4 protein-coding genes (1 of these 4 running past the window's edge) are annotated in these 16652 nt (G+C 71.2%); all 4 read left to right on the top strand.

What is annotated here, in order from left to right:
* Tightly spaced (each overlapping or abutting the next), the 4 genes in view from B0F77_RS02205 to B0F77_RS02190 form a layout consistent with a single transcriptional unit that may run on beyond the window.
* Positions 1–12503: the 3' portion of a non-ribosomal peptide synthetase gene (locus B0F77_RS02205; RefSeq protein WP_086661048.1), read on the top strand. It extends 10327 nt beyond the left edge of the window; only the last 12503 of its 22830 coding nucleotides appear in the window; its start codon lies off the left edge, out of view; it ends in the stop codon at positions 12501–12503.
* A complete protein-coding gene (locus B0F77_RS02200) occupies positions 12500–13951 on the top strand; it encodes an amino acid adenylation domain-containing protein (protein ID WP_158102565.1) in 1452 nt (483 codons plus the stop codon). The genes B0F77_RS02205 and B0F77_RS02200 overlap by 4 nt, the downstream gene beginning before the upstream one ends.
* Positions 13948–15198, top strand: coding sequence for an MFS transporter (locus B0F77_RS02195; RefSeq protein ID WP_086661046.1), 1251 nt, complete (start codon positions 13948–13950; stop codon positions 15196–15198). Before B0F77_RS02200 ends, B0F77_RS02195 begins: the two co-directional genes overlap by 4 nt.
* Complete coding sequence (locus tag B0F77_RS02190; protein WP_245847775.1) at positions 15195–16652, top strand: ArnT family glycosyltransferase; 1458 nt, start codon at positions 15195–15197, stop codon at positions 16650–16652. The genes B0F77_RS02195 and B0F77_RS02190 overlap by 4 nt, the downstream gene beginning before the upstream one ends.

Raw genomic sequence — 16652 nt, 5'->3', positions numbered from 1 at the left:
AGAGCGTGCTGCTGGCCGGTCACCTCAAGGCGTTGAGCCTGCTCACGCACGACTCCGCGTTCCACAGCGGGCTGGTGCTGCACGGCCGGCTGGAGACCGAGGGCGGGGACCGGGTGCTGGGCATGCACCTCAACACCCTGCCGTTCCCGCACACCGGCACCGCCCGCACCTGGCTGGAGCTGGTCGAGCAGACGTTCGCCGCGGAGAGCCGGGTCTGGCCGCACCGCCGCTTCCCGCTGCCGGAGATCCAGCGGGCAGCGGGCGGCGGGCGACTGCTCAACGTGCTGTTCGACTACCTGGACTTCCACCAGCTCGACGCCGCGGTCACCGACCTCGCGGCGGGCGTCGGCCGCACCGCCAACGAGTTCGCGCTCAACGTGATCGCAGTCGGCGGGGCCATCACCCTGACCGGCGGCAGCGACCAGCTCGCGCGGGAGCACCTGGACCGGTTGGCCGGGATCTACCTCGCGGTGCTGACCGCGATGGCCGTCGATCCGTTCGGCGACGCCACCGCGAGCCCGTTGCCCGACCGCGACCGCGTCCTGGCCGCGGGCACCGGCGACACCGCCGAGCTGCCCCACGCCACCGTGCTCGACCTGATCGAGGCCCAGGCCCTTTCCACCCCGGAGGCGGTCGCGGTCCGGTTCGGCACCGAGGTGCTGAGCTACCGCGAACTGGACCAGCGGGCCAACCGGATCGCGCACCACCTGCGCGGTCTGGGCGCCGGCCAGGAAACGCTGGTCGGCGTCTGCCTGGACCGCGATCTCGACCTGGTGCCCGCGCTGCTCGGTGTGTGGAAGACCGGCGCGGGCTACCTGCCGTTGGACCCGAGCGTGCCCACCGAGCGGCTCGCGCTGATGCTGGCCGACACCGGCAACCCGGTGGTGCTCACCGCGCCCCGGCACGCCGACCGCCTGGCCGGCGATCTGGTGCTGCTGAGCGAAATCGACCTCAGCGAACTGCCCACCACCGCACCGACGCGGGTGACCGAGCCGGACAACCTGGCCTACGTCATCTACACCTCGGGCTCGACCGGCCGTCCCAAGGGCGTGATGGCCACCCACCGCGGCCTGCTCAACTATCTCTTGTGGACGGTCGAGGCCTACGCGGCCGCGGGCGACGGCGGTGCTCCGCTGTTCTCCTCGATCGCGTTCGACCTGGGCATCCCCAACCTGTTCGCCCCGTTGCTGTCCGGCCAGACCGCCACCCTGCTGCCGCAGGACCTGGACACCGCCGAACTGGGCGCGCAGCTAGCCGCCACCGCGCCGCACAGCTTCATCAAGCTCACCCCCGGCCACCTGGACCTGCTCACCCACCAGCTCACCGCCGCACAGGCCCACGACCTGGCCGGACTGGTGATCGCCGCGGGCGACGCGTTCCCGACCAGCCTCGTCCACCGCTGGCGCGAACTGGCCGGGAACGGCACGCCGCTCGCCACCGAGTACGGCCCTACCGAGATCACCATCGGCAACTCGGGCCAGCGCATCGACGACCTGCCCGGCACCGACCTGATCCCGCTGGGCGAGTCGATCCCCAACTCCGCCATGCACGTCCTGGACGCGTACGGCGAACCAGCGCCGGTCGGCGTGCCCGGCGAGGTCTACATCTCCGGTGCCGGCCTGGCCCGCGGTTACCTCGGCCAGCCCGCACTCACCGCCGAACGCTTCCTGCCCGACCCGCACGGTCCGGCGGGCAGCCGCCGTTACCGCACCGGCGACCTGGGCCGACTCCTTCCCGACGGGAGCCTGGAGTCGTTGGGGCGGATGGACAACCAGGTCAAGATCCGCGGCTACCGGGTCGAGCTGGGCGAGATCCAGGCCGTGCTGACCGGCTGGCCGGGAGTCACCGACGCGGTGGTCGCGCTGCGCGAGGACACCCTGGTCGCCTACCTGACCGGCGCGCAGGTGGACACCGCAGAGCTGCGCGCGGGACTGGCCGCCCGGCTGCCCGAGTACATGGTGCCCTCGGCTTTCGTACAGCTGGACGCGATTCCGCTGACCGCCAACGGAAAGGTCGACCAACGCGCCTTGCCCGCCCCGGACCGCGCGGCCCGCACCAGCGTGGACCGGGTCGCTCCGGAGACCGAGCTGGAACAGCGGATCGCCGCGGTGTGGGCGAGCGTGCTGGACCTGGCCGAGGTCGGTGTGACCGACAGCTTCTTCGACCTGGGCGGCGACTCCATGCGCGCGGTCCGGCTCGCCGGCGCACTCCGCGAACAGGGCCTGGACCTGGGCATCCGGGAGATCTACCAGCTGCGCACGGTGCGCGCCCTGGCAGCGCAGGCGTTCGAACAGGCCCCTGCCGCTCCGTTCCGCACCGCCGCGCCGTTCTCGATGATCAGTGCGGCCGACCGTTCGTCGCTGCCCGCGGACGTGGTGGACGCCTACCCGCTGTCCCAGGTGCAGACCGGCATGCTGGTCGAGGCGCTGTCCTCAGTGGACGGTGCGGCCTACCACAACATCAACTCGTTCCGGGTGCCCGACGATCAGCCGTTCGACCAGGACGCGCTGCGGGAAGCCGCACGGGTGGTGGCGCAGCGGCACGAGATCCTGCGCACCTCCATGCACCTCGAGGGCTACTCGCAGCCCCTTCAGCTGGTGCACGCCGATGGTGCGCTTCCGGTGCTGGTGCACGACATGCGTTCGTTGGACGCCGAAGAGCAGCAAACCGCCGCCCTGACCTACCTGGCTGAGGAGAAGCGGCGGCTGTTCGACCTGACGACGGCCCCGCTGATGCGACTCACCGTGCACCTCGAGTCGGATTCGGCCTGGCGGTTGACGTTCACCAGCAACCACGCCACCACCGAGGGCTGGAGCTACCACTCGCTGCTGGTCGAGCTGCTGGAGCTCTACCGCTGTCTGCGCGACGGCCTGGACCTGCCGGAGTTCAGCCACCCCGAGGTCCGGTTCGCCGACTTCGTCGCCGCCGAACTGGCCTCGCTGGCCGACCCGGCGGACACCGGCTTCTGGCGCGAGGTCGTCACCGAGCACGAGCCGTTCACGCTGCCCGCCGCCTGGGCCGCTCCCGGCCCGCGCACGCCGGTCCGCGCCCAGGCTCCGTTCGCCGACCTGGAGCCAGGTCTGCGCGCGCTCGCCGGTGCGGCAGGGGCGTCGTTCAACAGCGTGCTGCTGGCCGCGCACCTGAAGACGATGAGCCTGCTCACCAGCGAACCGGCCTTCCACACCGGTCTGGTGGTGCACGGCCGGATCGAGGCGCCCGGCGGTGAACGCGTGCTGGGCATGCACCTCAACACCGTTCCGTTGCCGCACAAGCGCACCGCCCGCACGTGGCTGGAGCTCGTAGAGCAGACCTTCGCCACCGAGACCGCGCTGTGGACGCACCGCCGCCACCCGCTGCCCGCGATCCAGCGCGCGGCGGGCACCGACCGGTTGATCAGCGTGTTGTTCGAGTACCTGGACTTCCACCAGGTGGACACCGGACTGGTCGACCACGGCGGTGAGTTCCACAGCTCCCCCAACGAGTTCGCGCTCGACATCACCGCCACCGGCGGTCACGTGATCCTGAACGCCGGCTCGGACGTGCTGAGCCAGGCCAACGCCGACCGGCTCGCGTCGCTCTACCGGGCTGTGCTGAGCGCGATGGTGGCCGATCCTCAGGGCGATGCCACCGCAGCTCTGTTGCCCGACGGCGAGCAGGAACTCCTGCTGCGGCAGTGGAACGGTCCCACCGGTGACCTGCCTGTTTCCGGGCTGCACGAGGTCTTCGAGCGGCGTGCCGCGGAGTTCCCGGCTGCCATCGCGGTCACCGCGGGCGACGTTCAGCTGACGTACGCCCAGCTGGACGCCCGCGCCAACCAGCTCGCGCACCACCTGCGCGCGCTCGGCGCGGGACCGGAGCGCATCGTCGGGGTCTGTCTCGATCGCGGTCCTGACCTGGTGCCGACCCTGCTGGCGATCCTCAAGACGGGCGCGGCCTACGTGCCACTGGACCCGGTCAACCCGCCGGACCGCCTGGCCCTGCTGCTGACCGACACCGCCGCGTCCCTGGTGGTCACCGATGCTGCCAACGCCGGCCTGATCCTTGGCGTCCACAATGGACGTGTCGTGGTGTTGGACGACGAACGCCCTGCGATCGCCGCCCAGCCGGTGCACGCCACGGGTGTCCCTGCCGATCCGGACCGGCTGGTCTACGTGATCTACACGTCCGGCTCCACCGGCACGCCGAAGGGTGTGAGTCTCAGCCACGCGGCCGTGCTGGCGCTGTTCGACCGCAACCGCGAGATCTTCGAGTTCACCGCAGAGGACGTGTGGGCGCTGTTCCACTCCTACGCCTTCGACGTGTCGGTGTGGGAGATGTGGGGCGCGCTGCTGCACGGCGCACGGTTGGTCGTGGTGCCCGCGGACACCGCCCGTTCCCCCGAGGACCTGGTGGAACTGCTGGTGGCCGAGCAGGTCACCGTGCTGGAACAGACCGCGATGACCCTGCGCGCGCTCACCTCGCTGGCCGCGGAGGGCGATCCCCGGCTGGCCGGCTTGTCGTTGCGGCTGCTCACCTTCGGCGGCGAGAAGCTGGACGCCGCCGAGCTGCGACCGTGGGCCGACCGGCTGGGCCTCGACCGGCCCGCGCTGGTCAACACCTACGGCATCACCGAAACCGCGATCACCTCGACCCACCACCGCATCACGTCGATCGACCTCGACTCGGCGGGCAGCCCGATCGGCCTGCCGTTGCAGGGGCAGCAACTGCACCTGCTGGACGCGCACGGCGGCCTGGTGCCGGTCGGCGCGCCGGGCGAGATCCACGTCGGTGGCGTCGGGCTGGCCCGCGGCTACCTGAACCGACCGGCGCTGACCGCCGAGCGGTTCGTGCCGGACCCGTTCGGCCCGCCCGGTTCCCGGCTGTACCGCAGCGGCGACCTGGCCGTGCGCCGTGCGGACGGGGTGCTCGACTTCGTCGGCCGCGCCGACAACCAGGTCAAGATCCGCGGCTATCGGGTGGAACTGGGCGAGGTCCAGGCCGCGCTCACCGCGCTGTCCGGCGTCCGTTCCGCTGCCGTGATCGTCCGCGACGACCAGTTGGTCGCTTACCCGGTCGGCACGGACCTCGACGTGGTGGCGTTGCGGGACCAGCTGGCTGCCAGGCTGCCGGAGTACCTGGTGCCGTCGGCGTTCGTGCTGTTGGACCGGTTGCCGTTGACCCCCAACGGCAAGCTGGACCACCGCGCCCTGCCCGCCCCGGACCGCACGGCGTTCGCCGGTGGAGGGCTCGCCCCGCGGACCCCCGCCGAGACGCGGATGGCCGCGGTGTGGGCCGAGGTCCTGGGCTTCGCCGAGGTCGGCGTCGAGGACAGCTTCTTCGACCTGGGCGGTGACTCGATCCGAGTGGTCAGCCTGGTCGGCGCCCTGCGCGCGGCCGGGTTCGGCCTGACCGTGCGGGACGTCTTCACCCACCGCACCATCGCCGCCCTGGCCGCACTGGAGACGGGCAGCGTGACCGAGTTCGCGCCGGTGGCTCCGTTCGCGCTGCTCACCTCTGCCGAACGCGCCGCCCTGCCCGCCGGTCTCGTGGACGCCTACCCGCTGTCCCAGGTGCAGACCGGCATGCTGGTGGAGATGTTGTCCTCTGTGGACGGCTCCACCTACCACAACGTCAACTCCTTCCGGCTGCCCGACGACCAGCCGTTCTCCGAGACCGCATTCCGCGCCGCGGTGGCTCAGCTCGTTGAACGGCACGACCTGCTGCGCACCTCCCTGCACCTGGACGGTTTCGACCGCCCGCTGCAGCTGGTGCACGCTGAGGTCGAGGTCCCTCTCGCCGTGCACGACCTGCGTTCGCTGGACGGGGCCGCCCAGGTTCTGGCTGGTCAGGAGTTCCTGGCGGCCGAGCGGGTCAACCCCGTCGCGGTGGACGTCGCTCCGGCACTGCGGGTGGCCGTGCACCTGGAGTCGGAGTCGGCCTGGCGGCTCACCGTCACCGAAACGCACGCCACGACCGACGGCTGGAGCCTGAACTCCCTGCTGATGGAGCTGCTCGGGGCTTATCGCGCCCTGCGCGACGGCCGCACTCACGCCGCGCCCGCTGTTCCGGTGCGTTACGCGGACTTCATCGCCGCCGAGCTGTCCTCACTGGACAGTGAGGAGGACGTTGAGTTCTGGCAGCGGGTGGTCACCGAGCACACGCCGTTCACGCTGCCCACCGCCTGGGCCGATGCCGAGGCTCCGGCGGGCGGCTACCACGTGTCCGTGCCCTTCTCCGACCTCGCCGACGACCTGCGCGCGTTGGCCCGCGAGTCCCGGACGTCGCTGAAGAGCGTGCTGCTGGCCGCGCACCTGCACGTGCTCAGCGCCCTCACCCCGGAACCGGCCTTCCACAGCGGCTTCGTGCTGCACGGCCGTCTGGAAGTTCCCGGCGGCGAACGGGTGTTGGGCATGCACCTCAACACCGTCCCGCTGCCGCACGACCGCTCGGCCCGCACCTGGCAGGAGCTGGTGTCGCAGGCCTTCGCCGCGGAAGCCGCGGTCTGGTCGCACCGCCGGCACCCGCTGCCCGCGATCCAGCGGCTGGCCTCGGTCGACCGGCTGCTCGCGGTCCTGTTCGACTACCAGGACTTCCACCAGGTCGACACCGGCCTGGTGGACACCACGGCGGCGGTCGGCACCGGCACCAACGAGTTCGCGCTCAACGTCACCGCGAGCCCGGACCGGATCGTGCTGGCCACCTCGGCTCAGCACATGTCCCGCCCGGCCGCCGATCGCCTGGCCGCGCACTACCGCGCGGTCCTGGAAGCCATGGCCGCCAGAACGGACCTGGCGGTGCTGCCGGCCGCACAGCGCGCGCTGATCACCGAGACCGGCATCGGATCCACTGTGGACTGGCCGGTCGGCACGGTGCTGGACCTCTTCGCCGCTTCGGTCGCCGCCGGCCCGGAGGCGTCCGCGGTGGTCTGCGGTGAGGTCGTGCTGACCTTCCGCGAACTCGACCAGCGGGCCAACCGGCTCGCCCACCACCTGCGTTCACTGGGCGCGGGGCCGGACGCGCCGGTCGGCGTGCTGCTCGATCGCGGCCTGGACCTGGTGCCCACGTTGCTGGGCATCCTCAAGGCCGGTGCTGCCTATCTGCCACTGGACCCCGGCGCGCCCGTGGACCGGTTGCGCTACCAGCTCGCCGACGCGGCTGCGGCGATCGTCGTGACCGACCTCGAACTGCCCGGCTACCCGGGAATCCTGGTCGACCCAGCTGGGCTGCCCGAGCAGCCGGTGACGGCACCGGAAACCGGAGTTGGCGCAGCGGACCTGGCCTACGTCATCTACACCTCCGGCTCCACCGGCCGTCCCAAGGGCGTCATGGTCGAGCACGGCGGTCTGGTCAACTACCTCCGCTGGGCTGCCGACGCCTACACCCGGCGCGCGGTCGGCGGGGCTCCGCTGTTCTCCTCGATCGCGTTCGACCTGCCCGCCACCAACCTGTTCCTGCCGCTGATCACCGGCCAGCCGGTGCACCTGGTCGACGCGGAACCGGCCGAGCTCGGCGAGGCGTTCACGGCCGCCGGTCCGTTCAGCTTCATCAAGCTGACCCCGGCGCACCTGGACCTGTTGTCCCACCAGCTGTCCGCGGCCCAGCTCAACGAACTGGCCGGAACCTACGTGGTCGGCGGCGAGGCATTGCCGCCCGCCACCTCCGCGCGCTGGCTGGACATCCTCGGACCGGACCGGCTGATCAACGAGTTCGGCCCCACCGAGGCCACCATCGCCAACGTGATCCACCCGATCACGGACACCCACGACGGCACGGTGCCCATCGGGCGACCGATCCCGAACACCTCGGCGGTGGTCCTGGACGGCGCCGGTAACCTGGTTCCCGTTGGCGCGCTGGGTGAACTGCACATCGGCGGCGTCGGCGTGGCCTGGGGTTACCTCAACCAGCCCGCGCTCACGGCCGAGCGGTTCGTACCCGACCCGCACCGGCCAGGGGCACGGCGTTACCGCACCGGCGACCTGGCGTACCTGCACGAGGACGGCACGCTCGACTTCCTGGGACGGCTGGACTCGCAGGTCAAGATCCGCGGTTATCGGGTCGAGCTCGGTGAGGTGCAGACCGCACTGGCCGCACTCACCAGGGAAGCCTTCGTACGAGCAGTCGACGGTGTGCTCGTCGCCTACGTGGTCACCGACGAACAAAAAGACCTGCGCGCCGAACTCGCCAAGTCGCTGCCGGACTACATGATCCCCGCCGCGATCGTGCCACTGACCGAACTACCGCTGACCCCCAACGGAAAGGTCGACCAACGCGCACTACCGGCACCCGACGTCCAGCTCAGCGGACAGGTCGCGCCGCGCAACCCGTTGGAACAGCGGATCGCCGCGATCTGGTGCGAGGTGCTCGGGCTGACCAGGGCCGGCGTGCACGACAGCTTCTTCGAACTGGGCGGGGACTCCATCCGCGCGGTCCGGCTGTCCGCGGCGCTGCGGGCGGCGGACCTCGACATCGGCATCCGCGAGCTGTACCGGCACCGCACCATCGCCGAACTGGCCGAGCACGCCGGTGGGCGACCGGCCGCGGAGTTCGTCCCGGTCGAGCCGTTCGCGTTGCTCGACCCGGAGGATCGGGCCGCGCTGCCCGCCGGTCTGACCGATGCCTACCCGCTGTCCCAGGTGCAGACCGGCATGGTGGTGGAAAGCCTGGCCGCGCCGGACCTGGCCAAGTACCACAACGTCGGCAGCTTCCGGATCCCGGACACGAAACCGTTCGACGTCACCGCGTTCCGCGCCGCGCTCGACCTGGTCACCGCCCGGCACGAGGTGCTGCGGACCTCGGTGCGCCTCACCGGGTTCCGCGGTCCGGTGCAGTTGGTGCACGACGGCGTCAGCGTGCCGCTGACCGTGCACGACCTGCGCGGCCTCAACGCCGAAGAACAGCATGAGGCGGCCAAGGAGTTCCTGCGAGCGGAGAACCAGGCCGTGTTCGACCTGGAACGTCCGCCGCTGGTCCGGCTGGCCGTACACCTGGAACCCGATGCCTGGCGGCTCACCTTCACCCATCACCACGCCGTCACTGACGGCTGGACCGTGACCACGCTGCTCATGGAGCTGCTGTCGGCCTACCGTGGCGCTGAACCGTTGCCGACGCCGGGCGTGCGGTACGCGGACTTCATCGCCGCCGAACTGTCCTCACTGGACAGTGCAGAGGACCGCGGGCACTGGCAGCGGGTGGTCGACGAGCACGTGCCGTTCACGCTGCCCGAGGCCTGGGCCGGAACCGGCGACGAGCCGTACTCGGTGCGGGTGACGTTCGGCGATCTGGCCGACGGCCTGCGTGATCTGGCCCGGACCGCCCGGACCTCGCTGAAGTCGGTGCTGCTGGCGGCACACCTGCACGTGCTCAGCACGATCACACCGGAACCCGGGTTCCACAGTGGACTCGTGCTGCACGGCCGGCTCGAAGCCGAAGGCGGTGAACGGGTGCTGGGCATGCACCTCAACACCCTGCCGCTGCCCCACGACCGCTCCGCGCGCAGCTGGCTCGACCTGGTGCGGCAGGCGTTCGAGGGCGAGGCGGAGATCTGGGCGCACCGCCGGTTCCCGATGCCGGAGATCCAGCGGTCGGCCGAGGCCGAGCGGCTGATCACCGTGCTGTTCGACTACCTGGACTTCCACCAGGTCGACGAGCAGAGCGTGGACACCGCCGCCGGACTCGGCTCCGGCGTGAACGACTTCGCGCTGAACGTACTGGCCAGCGGGGAGGACCTGGTGCTCGGCACGTCCACCGCCGCGCTCAGCCGCGAGGGCGCCGACCGGCTCGCCGAGCTGTACCGGCAGGTGCTGACGGCCATGGTCGCCGATCCGCACGGCGCGGTCCGCACGGTCCTGCACACCGAACCCCTGCTCGCACAAGGCACCGGACCGGCGGTAGACCGTCCACAACAGACTGTCGTCGACCTGATCGCCGAGCAGGCCAAGGCCACCCCGGACGCGGTGGCGGTCACCAGCGGCACGGACCAGCTCACCTACCGCGAGTTGCTGACCAGGGCCAACCGGATCGCGCACCGGCTCCAGCAGCTCGGCGCGGGACCGGAGTCGCTGGTCGGCGTGCTGCTGCGGCGCGGCTCGGACCTGCTGCCGGCCCTGCTCGGCGTCTGGCAGGCCGGCGCGGCTTACCTGCCGCTGGACGAGGCCATGCCGGCCGAGCGGATCGCGGTGCTGCTGGGCGACACCGAAACCGGTGTGCTGCTCACCGAATCCGCGCTGCACGACCGGATTCCGGCCGGGTACCAGGGTATGAGGATCGCTCTGGACACCGAGCCGCTGACCGCGCTGCCGGACACCGCACCCGCACGGCGGATCGACGGCGACCAGCTCGCCTACGTCATCCACACCTCCGGCTCCACCGGCCGTCCCAAGGGCGTGATGGCCACCCACGGCAGCCTTCTGAACTACCTGCTGTGGACCACCGAGTCGTACGCGGCACGGGGCACGGGCGGGTCGGCGGTGTTCTCGCCGATCTCCTTCGACCTGGGCATCCCGAACCTGTTCGCGCCGCTGCTCACCGGCCAGACCACGCACCTGCTGCCGGCCGGCCTGGACACCGCCGAACTCGGCAGCGCGCTGGCCGCACGGGGGCCGTACAGCTTCGTCAAGCTGACCCCGGCGCACCTGGAACTGCTCACCCACCAGCTCACCCCGCAGCAGGCTCACGACCTGGCCGGACTGGTGATCGCCGCCGGCGACGCCTTCCCGCTCAGCCTCGTGCGGCGCTGGCGCGAGCTGGCCGGCACCGGCACCCCGCTGGCCACCGAGTACGGCCCGACCGAGATCACCATCGGCAACTCCGGCCAGCCGGTGGACGCGTTGACCAGCGAACTGCTACCGCTGGGCGAATCCATCCCGAACACCGCCATGCACGTGCTGGACGCGCACGGCGACCTGGTCCCGATCGGGGTGCCCGGCGAGGTCTACATCTCCGGCGCCGGACTGGCTCGCGGTTACCTCGACCAGCCCGCACTCACCGCCGAGAAGTTCCTGCCGAACCCTTACGGCGAACCGGGATCGCGGATCTACCGCTCCGGCGACCTCGGCCGGTGGTTGCCCGACGGGAGCCTGGACACGTTGGGCCGCAAGGACGACCAGGTCAAGATCCGCGGCTACCGGGTGGAGCTGGGCGAGATCCAGGCACGGCTGCTGGAATACCCGGAGGTCCGCGAGGCCGTGGTGCTGGCCAGGGCCAACACGCTGGTGGCCTACCTCGTCACGACGTCCGGTGCCGCACCGGACGCGGTCAAGGTGCGCGAGCACCTGGCCGGCGGGCTGCCCGAGTACATGGTGCCCTCGGCGATCCTGACGGTGGACCGGATCCCGTTGACCGCCAACGGCAAACTCGACCACCGCGCGCTGCCCTCACCGGACCGCGCCGCGTTCGCCGACGTCGCGCCGGAACCGCCGCGCACCCCGGCCGAGCAGCGAGTGGCCGAGCTGTGGCGGGAAGTGCTGGGAGTCGAGCAGATCGGCGTGCAGGACAACTTCTTCGCCCTGGGCGGGGATTCCCTGCGCGCGGCCCGGTTGCTCGCCCTGGCGCAGCAGCGCGGACTGCCGTTGTCGATGTGGATGGTCTACCAGTCCAGCACGTTGGCCGAGCTGGCATCACTGGCCGAACCGCAGCTGCCGCAGGACTCGGCCGTCGACCTCCTCGAGGTGCCACTGCCCGCGCCGGTGGATCCCGGCCTGTTCGATCAGGCCGTGCAGGCGGTGATCGCCCACCACGACGCCCTGCGGCTGCCGGCCGACGGTCCCGTCCTGGAGGCGGACCTCGGCAACGTGGTGCGGGTCCGCCGGTTCGCCGTGGACCGCGCGTCCTGGCCGGTGCTGCGGGCCGACCTGGCCACCGCCTACCAGCAGTTGTCCGATGGCGAACCCGTTCAGCTACCTCCGGCGGGTTCGGTGCACGCGATCCTGCGGCGACAGGCGGAACGGGCGGCCCAGCCCGAACTGCTGGACGAGGCACACCACTGGCTCGGCCGGGTCGACGGCCCGCCGTTGCCGATCACCGCCGGACCGGCGGAAACCCACGTCACCACGCCGGACGTGCCGTTCGCCGGTCAGCAGGACCTGTTGCTGGCCGCCCTGGCGGGCCCGATCACCGCCTGGACCGGCGGCGACCGGCTCACCGTCGACGTCACGCACGACCCGCGCGACGGACAACGGCTGGTGGGCCCGCTGCTGACCAGCCGCCCGGTTTCCCTGTGGCTGCCCCGCCGCCGGGACCCGGCCGCGATGCTGCGCGCGGTGCGCCGCCAGCTCGCCGCGGAACCGAGCCCCGGCGACTACGGCCTGCTTCGAGACCAGCTCCCGGAACTCGCTGACCAGCCAGCACCGCAGGTCGCGCTCGGCCACGACGAGGCACCGCTGTCACTCGAAGTCCACAGTGGACAGCTGTACTGGACGTTCCGGGCGCAGGAGGTCGAACGGCTGCGGGAGCTGGCCGACGAATGCACCGAACTGCTCGCGACCTTGCTGCGCGAAACCACCACCGGAGAAGAGGGATCCCGTTGACGCTCGTTCCTGAGCTGATAGCGAGCCAGGCCGCCGCGCGACCGGACGAGATCGCGGTGCGCACCGGCGACGTGCGCCTGCGCTACCGCGAGCTGACCGAACGGGCGCAGCAGATCGCCCGCCACCTGCGCCACCTCGGCGCGGAGGCGGACGTCCCGGTCGCGGTCTGCCTGCGCCGAGGACCGGACCTGCTGCCCGCTTTGCTCGGCGTGTGGCTGGCCGGCACCGCCTACCTGCCGCTGGACGCGAACCTGCCGCCGGCGCGGCTGGCGCACATGCTCAGCGACAGCGGCGCGCGGATCCTGCTCACCCACGGCGAACTGGCCCCGCGGATCCCGGATTCCTTCACCGGGCACGTGGTGCGCATGGACGCCGTCGAGCACTCGGACGAACCGCTGCCCGAACTGAGCCCCGACCAGCTGGCCTACGTCATCTACACCTCGGGTTCCACCGGGAAACCCAAGGGAGTGATGATCAGCCACGGCGCGCTGGCCAACCTGATCGGCTCGATGGGGGCCGACGTCGGCGTGGGCGGCGGTCGGTGGCTGGCCTCGACCTCGGTGTCCTTCGACATCTCCGCGGTCGAGCTGTACCTGCCGCTGACCAGCGGCGGCGAGCTGGCCCTGGCCACCGACGCCGAGGCCAAGGACCCGGTGGCGCTGCTCGAACTGATCCGGACGCACGGGCTGACCCACGTGCAGGCCACCCCCTCCGGCTGGCGGCTGCTGCTGACCGCCGGGTTCGACGAGCCGGGCGCCATCGGACTGGTCGGCGGTGAGGCACTGCCGGTCGCGCTGGCAACCCAGCTGCGCGCACGACTCAAGCTGCTGTCCAATGTGTACGGTCCGACCGAGACCACGGTCTGGTCCGCACACTGGCCGGTGCCGTCGCGGACCGAGCAGGTCTCGCTGGGCGGCCCGCTGGCCAACACCAGCCTGTACGTGGTCGACGGTGAGCTTTACATCGGCGGCCACGGCCTGGCCCGCGGCTACCTCGGCCGTCCGGCGCTGACCGCCGAACGGTTCGTGCCCGATCCGGACGGCGAGCCCGGCGCCCGGCGGTACCGCACCGGCGACCTGGTCCGGCACACCGCGCACGGCCTGGAGTTCCTGGGCCGCGCGGACACCCAGGTCAAGATCCGCGGCCACCGCATCGAACTCGGTGAGATCGAGGCCCGGCTGCGCGAGCACCCCGACCTGGCCGACGCGGTGGCCGCGGTTCGCGAACCCGAACCCGGCGACCAGCGCCTGATCGGCTACCTGGTACCCGCGCCCGGCCGCCGCCCCGACGTGGCCGGTATTCGCGCGCACCTGGCTGCCGCGCTGCCGGACTACATGGTGCCAGGCACGTTCCTGGCCATCGCCCGAATTCCCTTGAACACCAGCGGGAAACTCGACCGCTCCGCCCTGCCCGATCCGCGCACCGCCCGCCGAGGAGCTGCTCGATGAGCACCCCGACCGACTCCGAGACCACCACCGAACCGGTGCCACTGCGCAAGAACCGGGACTTCGTCCGGCTCTGGCTCGGCGCCGGCATGTCCCACTTCGCCGCCACCGTCGGCATGGTGGCGTTCCCGCTGCTCGCGCTGTGGGAGACCGGCTCGGCGGTGCTGACCGGCTGGGTGGCCTTCGCCTCCCAGCTGGCCACCCTGCTCATCCAACTGCCCGCCGGCGCGCTGGTGGACCGGTGGGACCGCCGCAAGCTGATGCTGACCTGCGACATCATCGGCGCGTTCGCCATCGCCAGCGTCGCGGTGGCGGTGTACTTCGACGCGGTGTGGATCCCGCACCTGATGGTGGCCGCCTTCCTGGAGTCCACCCGCGGCATCTTCTACGACCTGGCCGAACGCGCAGCCGTGCGCAACGTGGTCAGCCGCGAGCAGTTGCCGACCGCGCTGTCCCAGAACGAGGCCCGCGGTTCGGCCATCGGCCTGATCGGCCAGCCCATCGGCAGCGCGCTGTTCACCCTGACCCGCTGGCTGCCGTTCGCCTTCTCCGCCATCGCGGACCTGGTCGCGGTGGTGCTGGTGCTGTTCATCCGCCGTGGGTTCCGCACCGAGCAGACCCAGCCCAGGCGCAGGCTGCACGTCGAGATCGGCGAAGGCATCCGCTGGGCCTGGCAGGAGAAGTTCGCCCGGGTCCTCATCGGACTGTTCGCCGGCAGCAACTTCATCTTCCAGGTCGTGTTCCTGACCGTACTGCTGATCATCCACAGCAACAACAACTCCCCCGCGCTGGTCGGTGTGATCACCGCGGTCGGCGGTGTCGGCGGCTTCGCCGGTGCCCTGCTCGCGCCGTGGTGGATCCGCCGGGTGAACATGCGCACCACCTGGATCCTCGGCTACGGCACCTGGACGTTGCTGATCCCCGCGATCGCCTTCGTCCGCGACCCCGTGCTGCTGGCCGCGATCTTCGCCGGCAACTCGCTGGTGGGTGGCGTGCTCAACGTGGCGGGCTGGACGTTCCAGGTGCAGAACACCCCGGAACACCTGCAGGGCCGGGTGAACGGGGCCGCGCGGTTCCTCTGCTCCGGCGCGAACGCCGCGGCGGGCCCGATCGGCGGCTACCTGCTCGACCACGCCGGGATCGGCTGGACCGGCTCACTGCTCGGCGGCGCGGTGCTGCTGCTGACGATCGCGGCGGCGAGCAACCGGGCGATGCGCGGTGCCCCGCCGAAGGTGGACATCGGGTCATGACCGCACCAGTTCTCGTCAGAACACCACTCGCTCGCCGTCCGCTCGCCGTCCTGGGCGGCGCGGTCTTCCTGCTGTTCCTCGTCACCAGCGCGGGTTTCGGCTACACCGACGACGAGCTGTACTTCCTCAGCGCGGGCCGGCACCTGGACTGGGGCTATGCCGACCAACCACCGCTCGTCCCGCTGCTGGCGCACCTCGCCGACAGCATCGCCCCGCACTCGCTGATCGTGCTGCGCCTGCCGTCCACCATCGCGGTCACCGCGGGAGTGCTGGTCACCGCGCTGATCGCCCGTGAGCTCGGCGGCGGCACGAGGGCACAGCTGGTCGCCGCTGCCTGCTACGCGATCTCTCCGCTGATCGTCGCCGACGGCCACCACCTCGACACGACGTCGCTCGACTGGGCACTGTGGACGGTCGCGCTCTGGTTGCTGGTGCGCTGGAACCGCACTCGCGACGACCGTCTGTTGCTGGCCATCGGTGTCGTCACGGCGGTGGCGCTGCAAGCCAAGTTCCTGATCGTGTTCCTGTGGCTGGCGGTGTTGATCGGCGTGCTGATCTCCGGGCCACGGGAGTTGGTGCGCCGCCCGATGTTGTGGGCGGGCGCGGGGATCGCGCTGCTGTCCGTGCTGCCCGGACTGTGGTGGCAAGCCCACCACGGCTGGCCACAGCTGGAGATGGGCGCTGTGCTGGCCGAGGAGGCCGGTGGTCGTGGCGGCAGGGTCGGGTTCCTGGCGTTCGTGGTCGTCTACGCGGGACTGGTCGGCGGAATCCTGTTCGTGCTCGGCGTGATCCGGCTGTTCCAGGGGCCGCACCGCTATCTCGGCTGGACCGCCGTGGTGCTGATCACCGGACTGCTCGCGCTCGGCCAGCAGCCCTACTACGTGGCCGGGATCTTCCCGGTCTGCTGGGCGGCCGCCGCCGTCAGCCCGCGATGGCGCTGGACCACCACGGCACCGGCGTTCGCGGTGTCCGCACTGCTGATCATCCGCGGTCTGCTTCCGTTCCCGCCGACCGGACCGGCACCCGACACCTACGTGATGAACAACGTCAGCGACGACTTCCCGGCGGTCGTACCCGCCGTCACCGACGCGTACGCGCGGCTCTCACCGTCCGAAAAGGATGATCTGGTGCTGATGGCCGGGTCGTCCGGGTACGCCGGGGCGCTGGAGCAGTTCGGCCAGAACCTCCCGCCGGTGTACTGCTACTTCCGCGGTTCCTGGTACTTCGGCGCGCCACCGGAAGGCACTCGGCGGGTGCTGTACGTGGGCGAGGTGCCCGATTTCCTCAGCGCGGAGTTCCGGCAGGTGCGCCAGGTCGGCGTCTACACCGACCCGCTCGGGCTGATCAAACACCCCAAGCACGCCACCCAGCCGTTGTCGCTGCTCAGCGACCCGGTCCGGCCCTGGTCGCAGCTGTGGCCACGGCTGCGGCACCTGGAGCAGATCGGGTTCTGA

The sequence above is a fragment of the Lentzea kentuckyensis genome, assembly GCF_002150765.1.
Taxonomy (GTDB): Bacteria; Actinomycetota; Actinomycetes; order Mycobacteriales; family Pseudonocardiaceae; genus Lentzea; species Lentzea kentuckyensis.
Note: the sequence above shows the minus strand (reverse complement) of the source record. Positions and strands in the feature narration are given on the sequence as shown.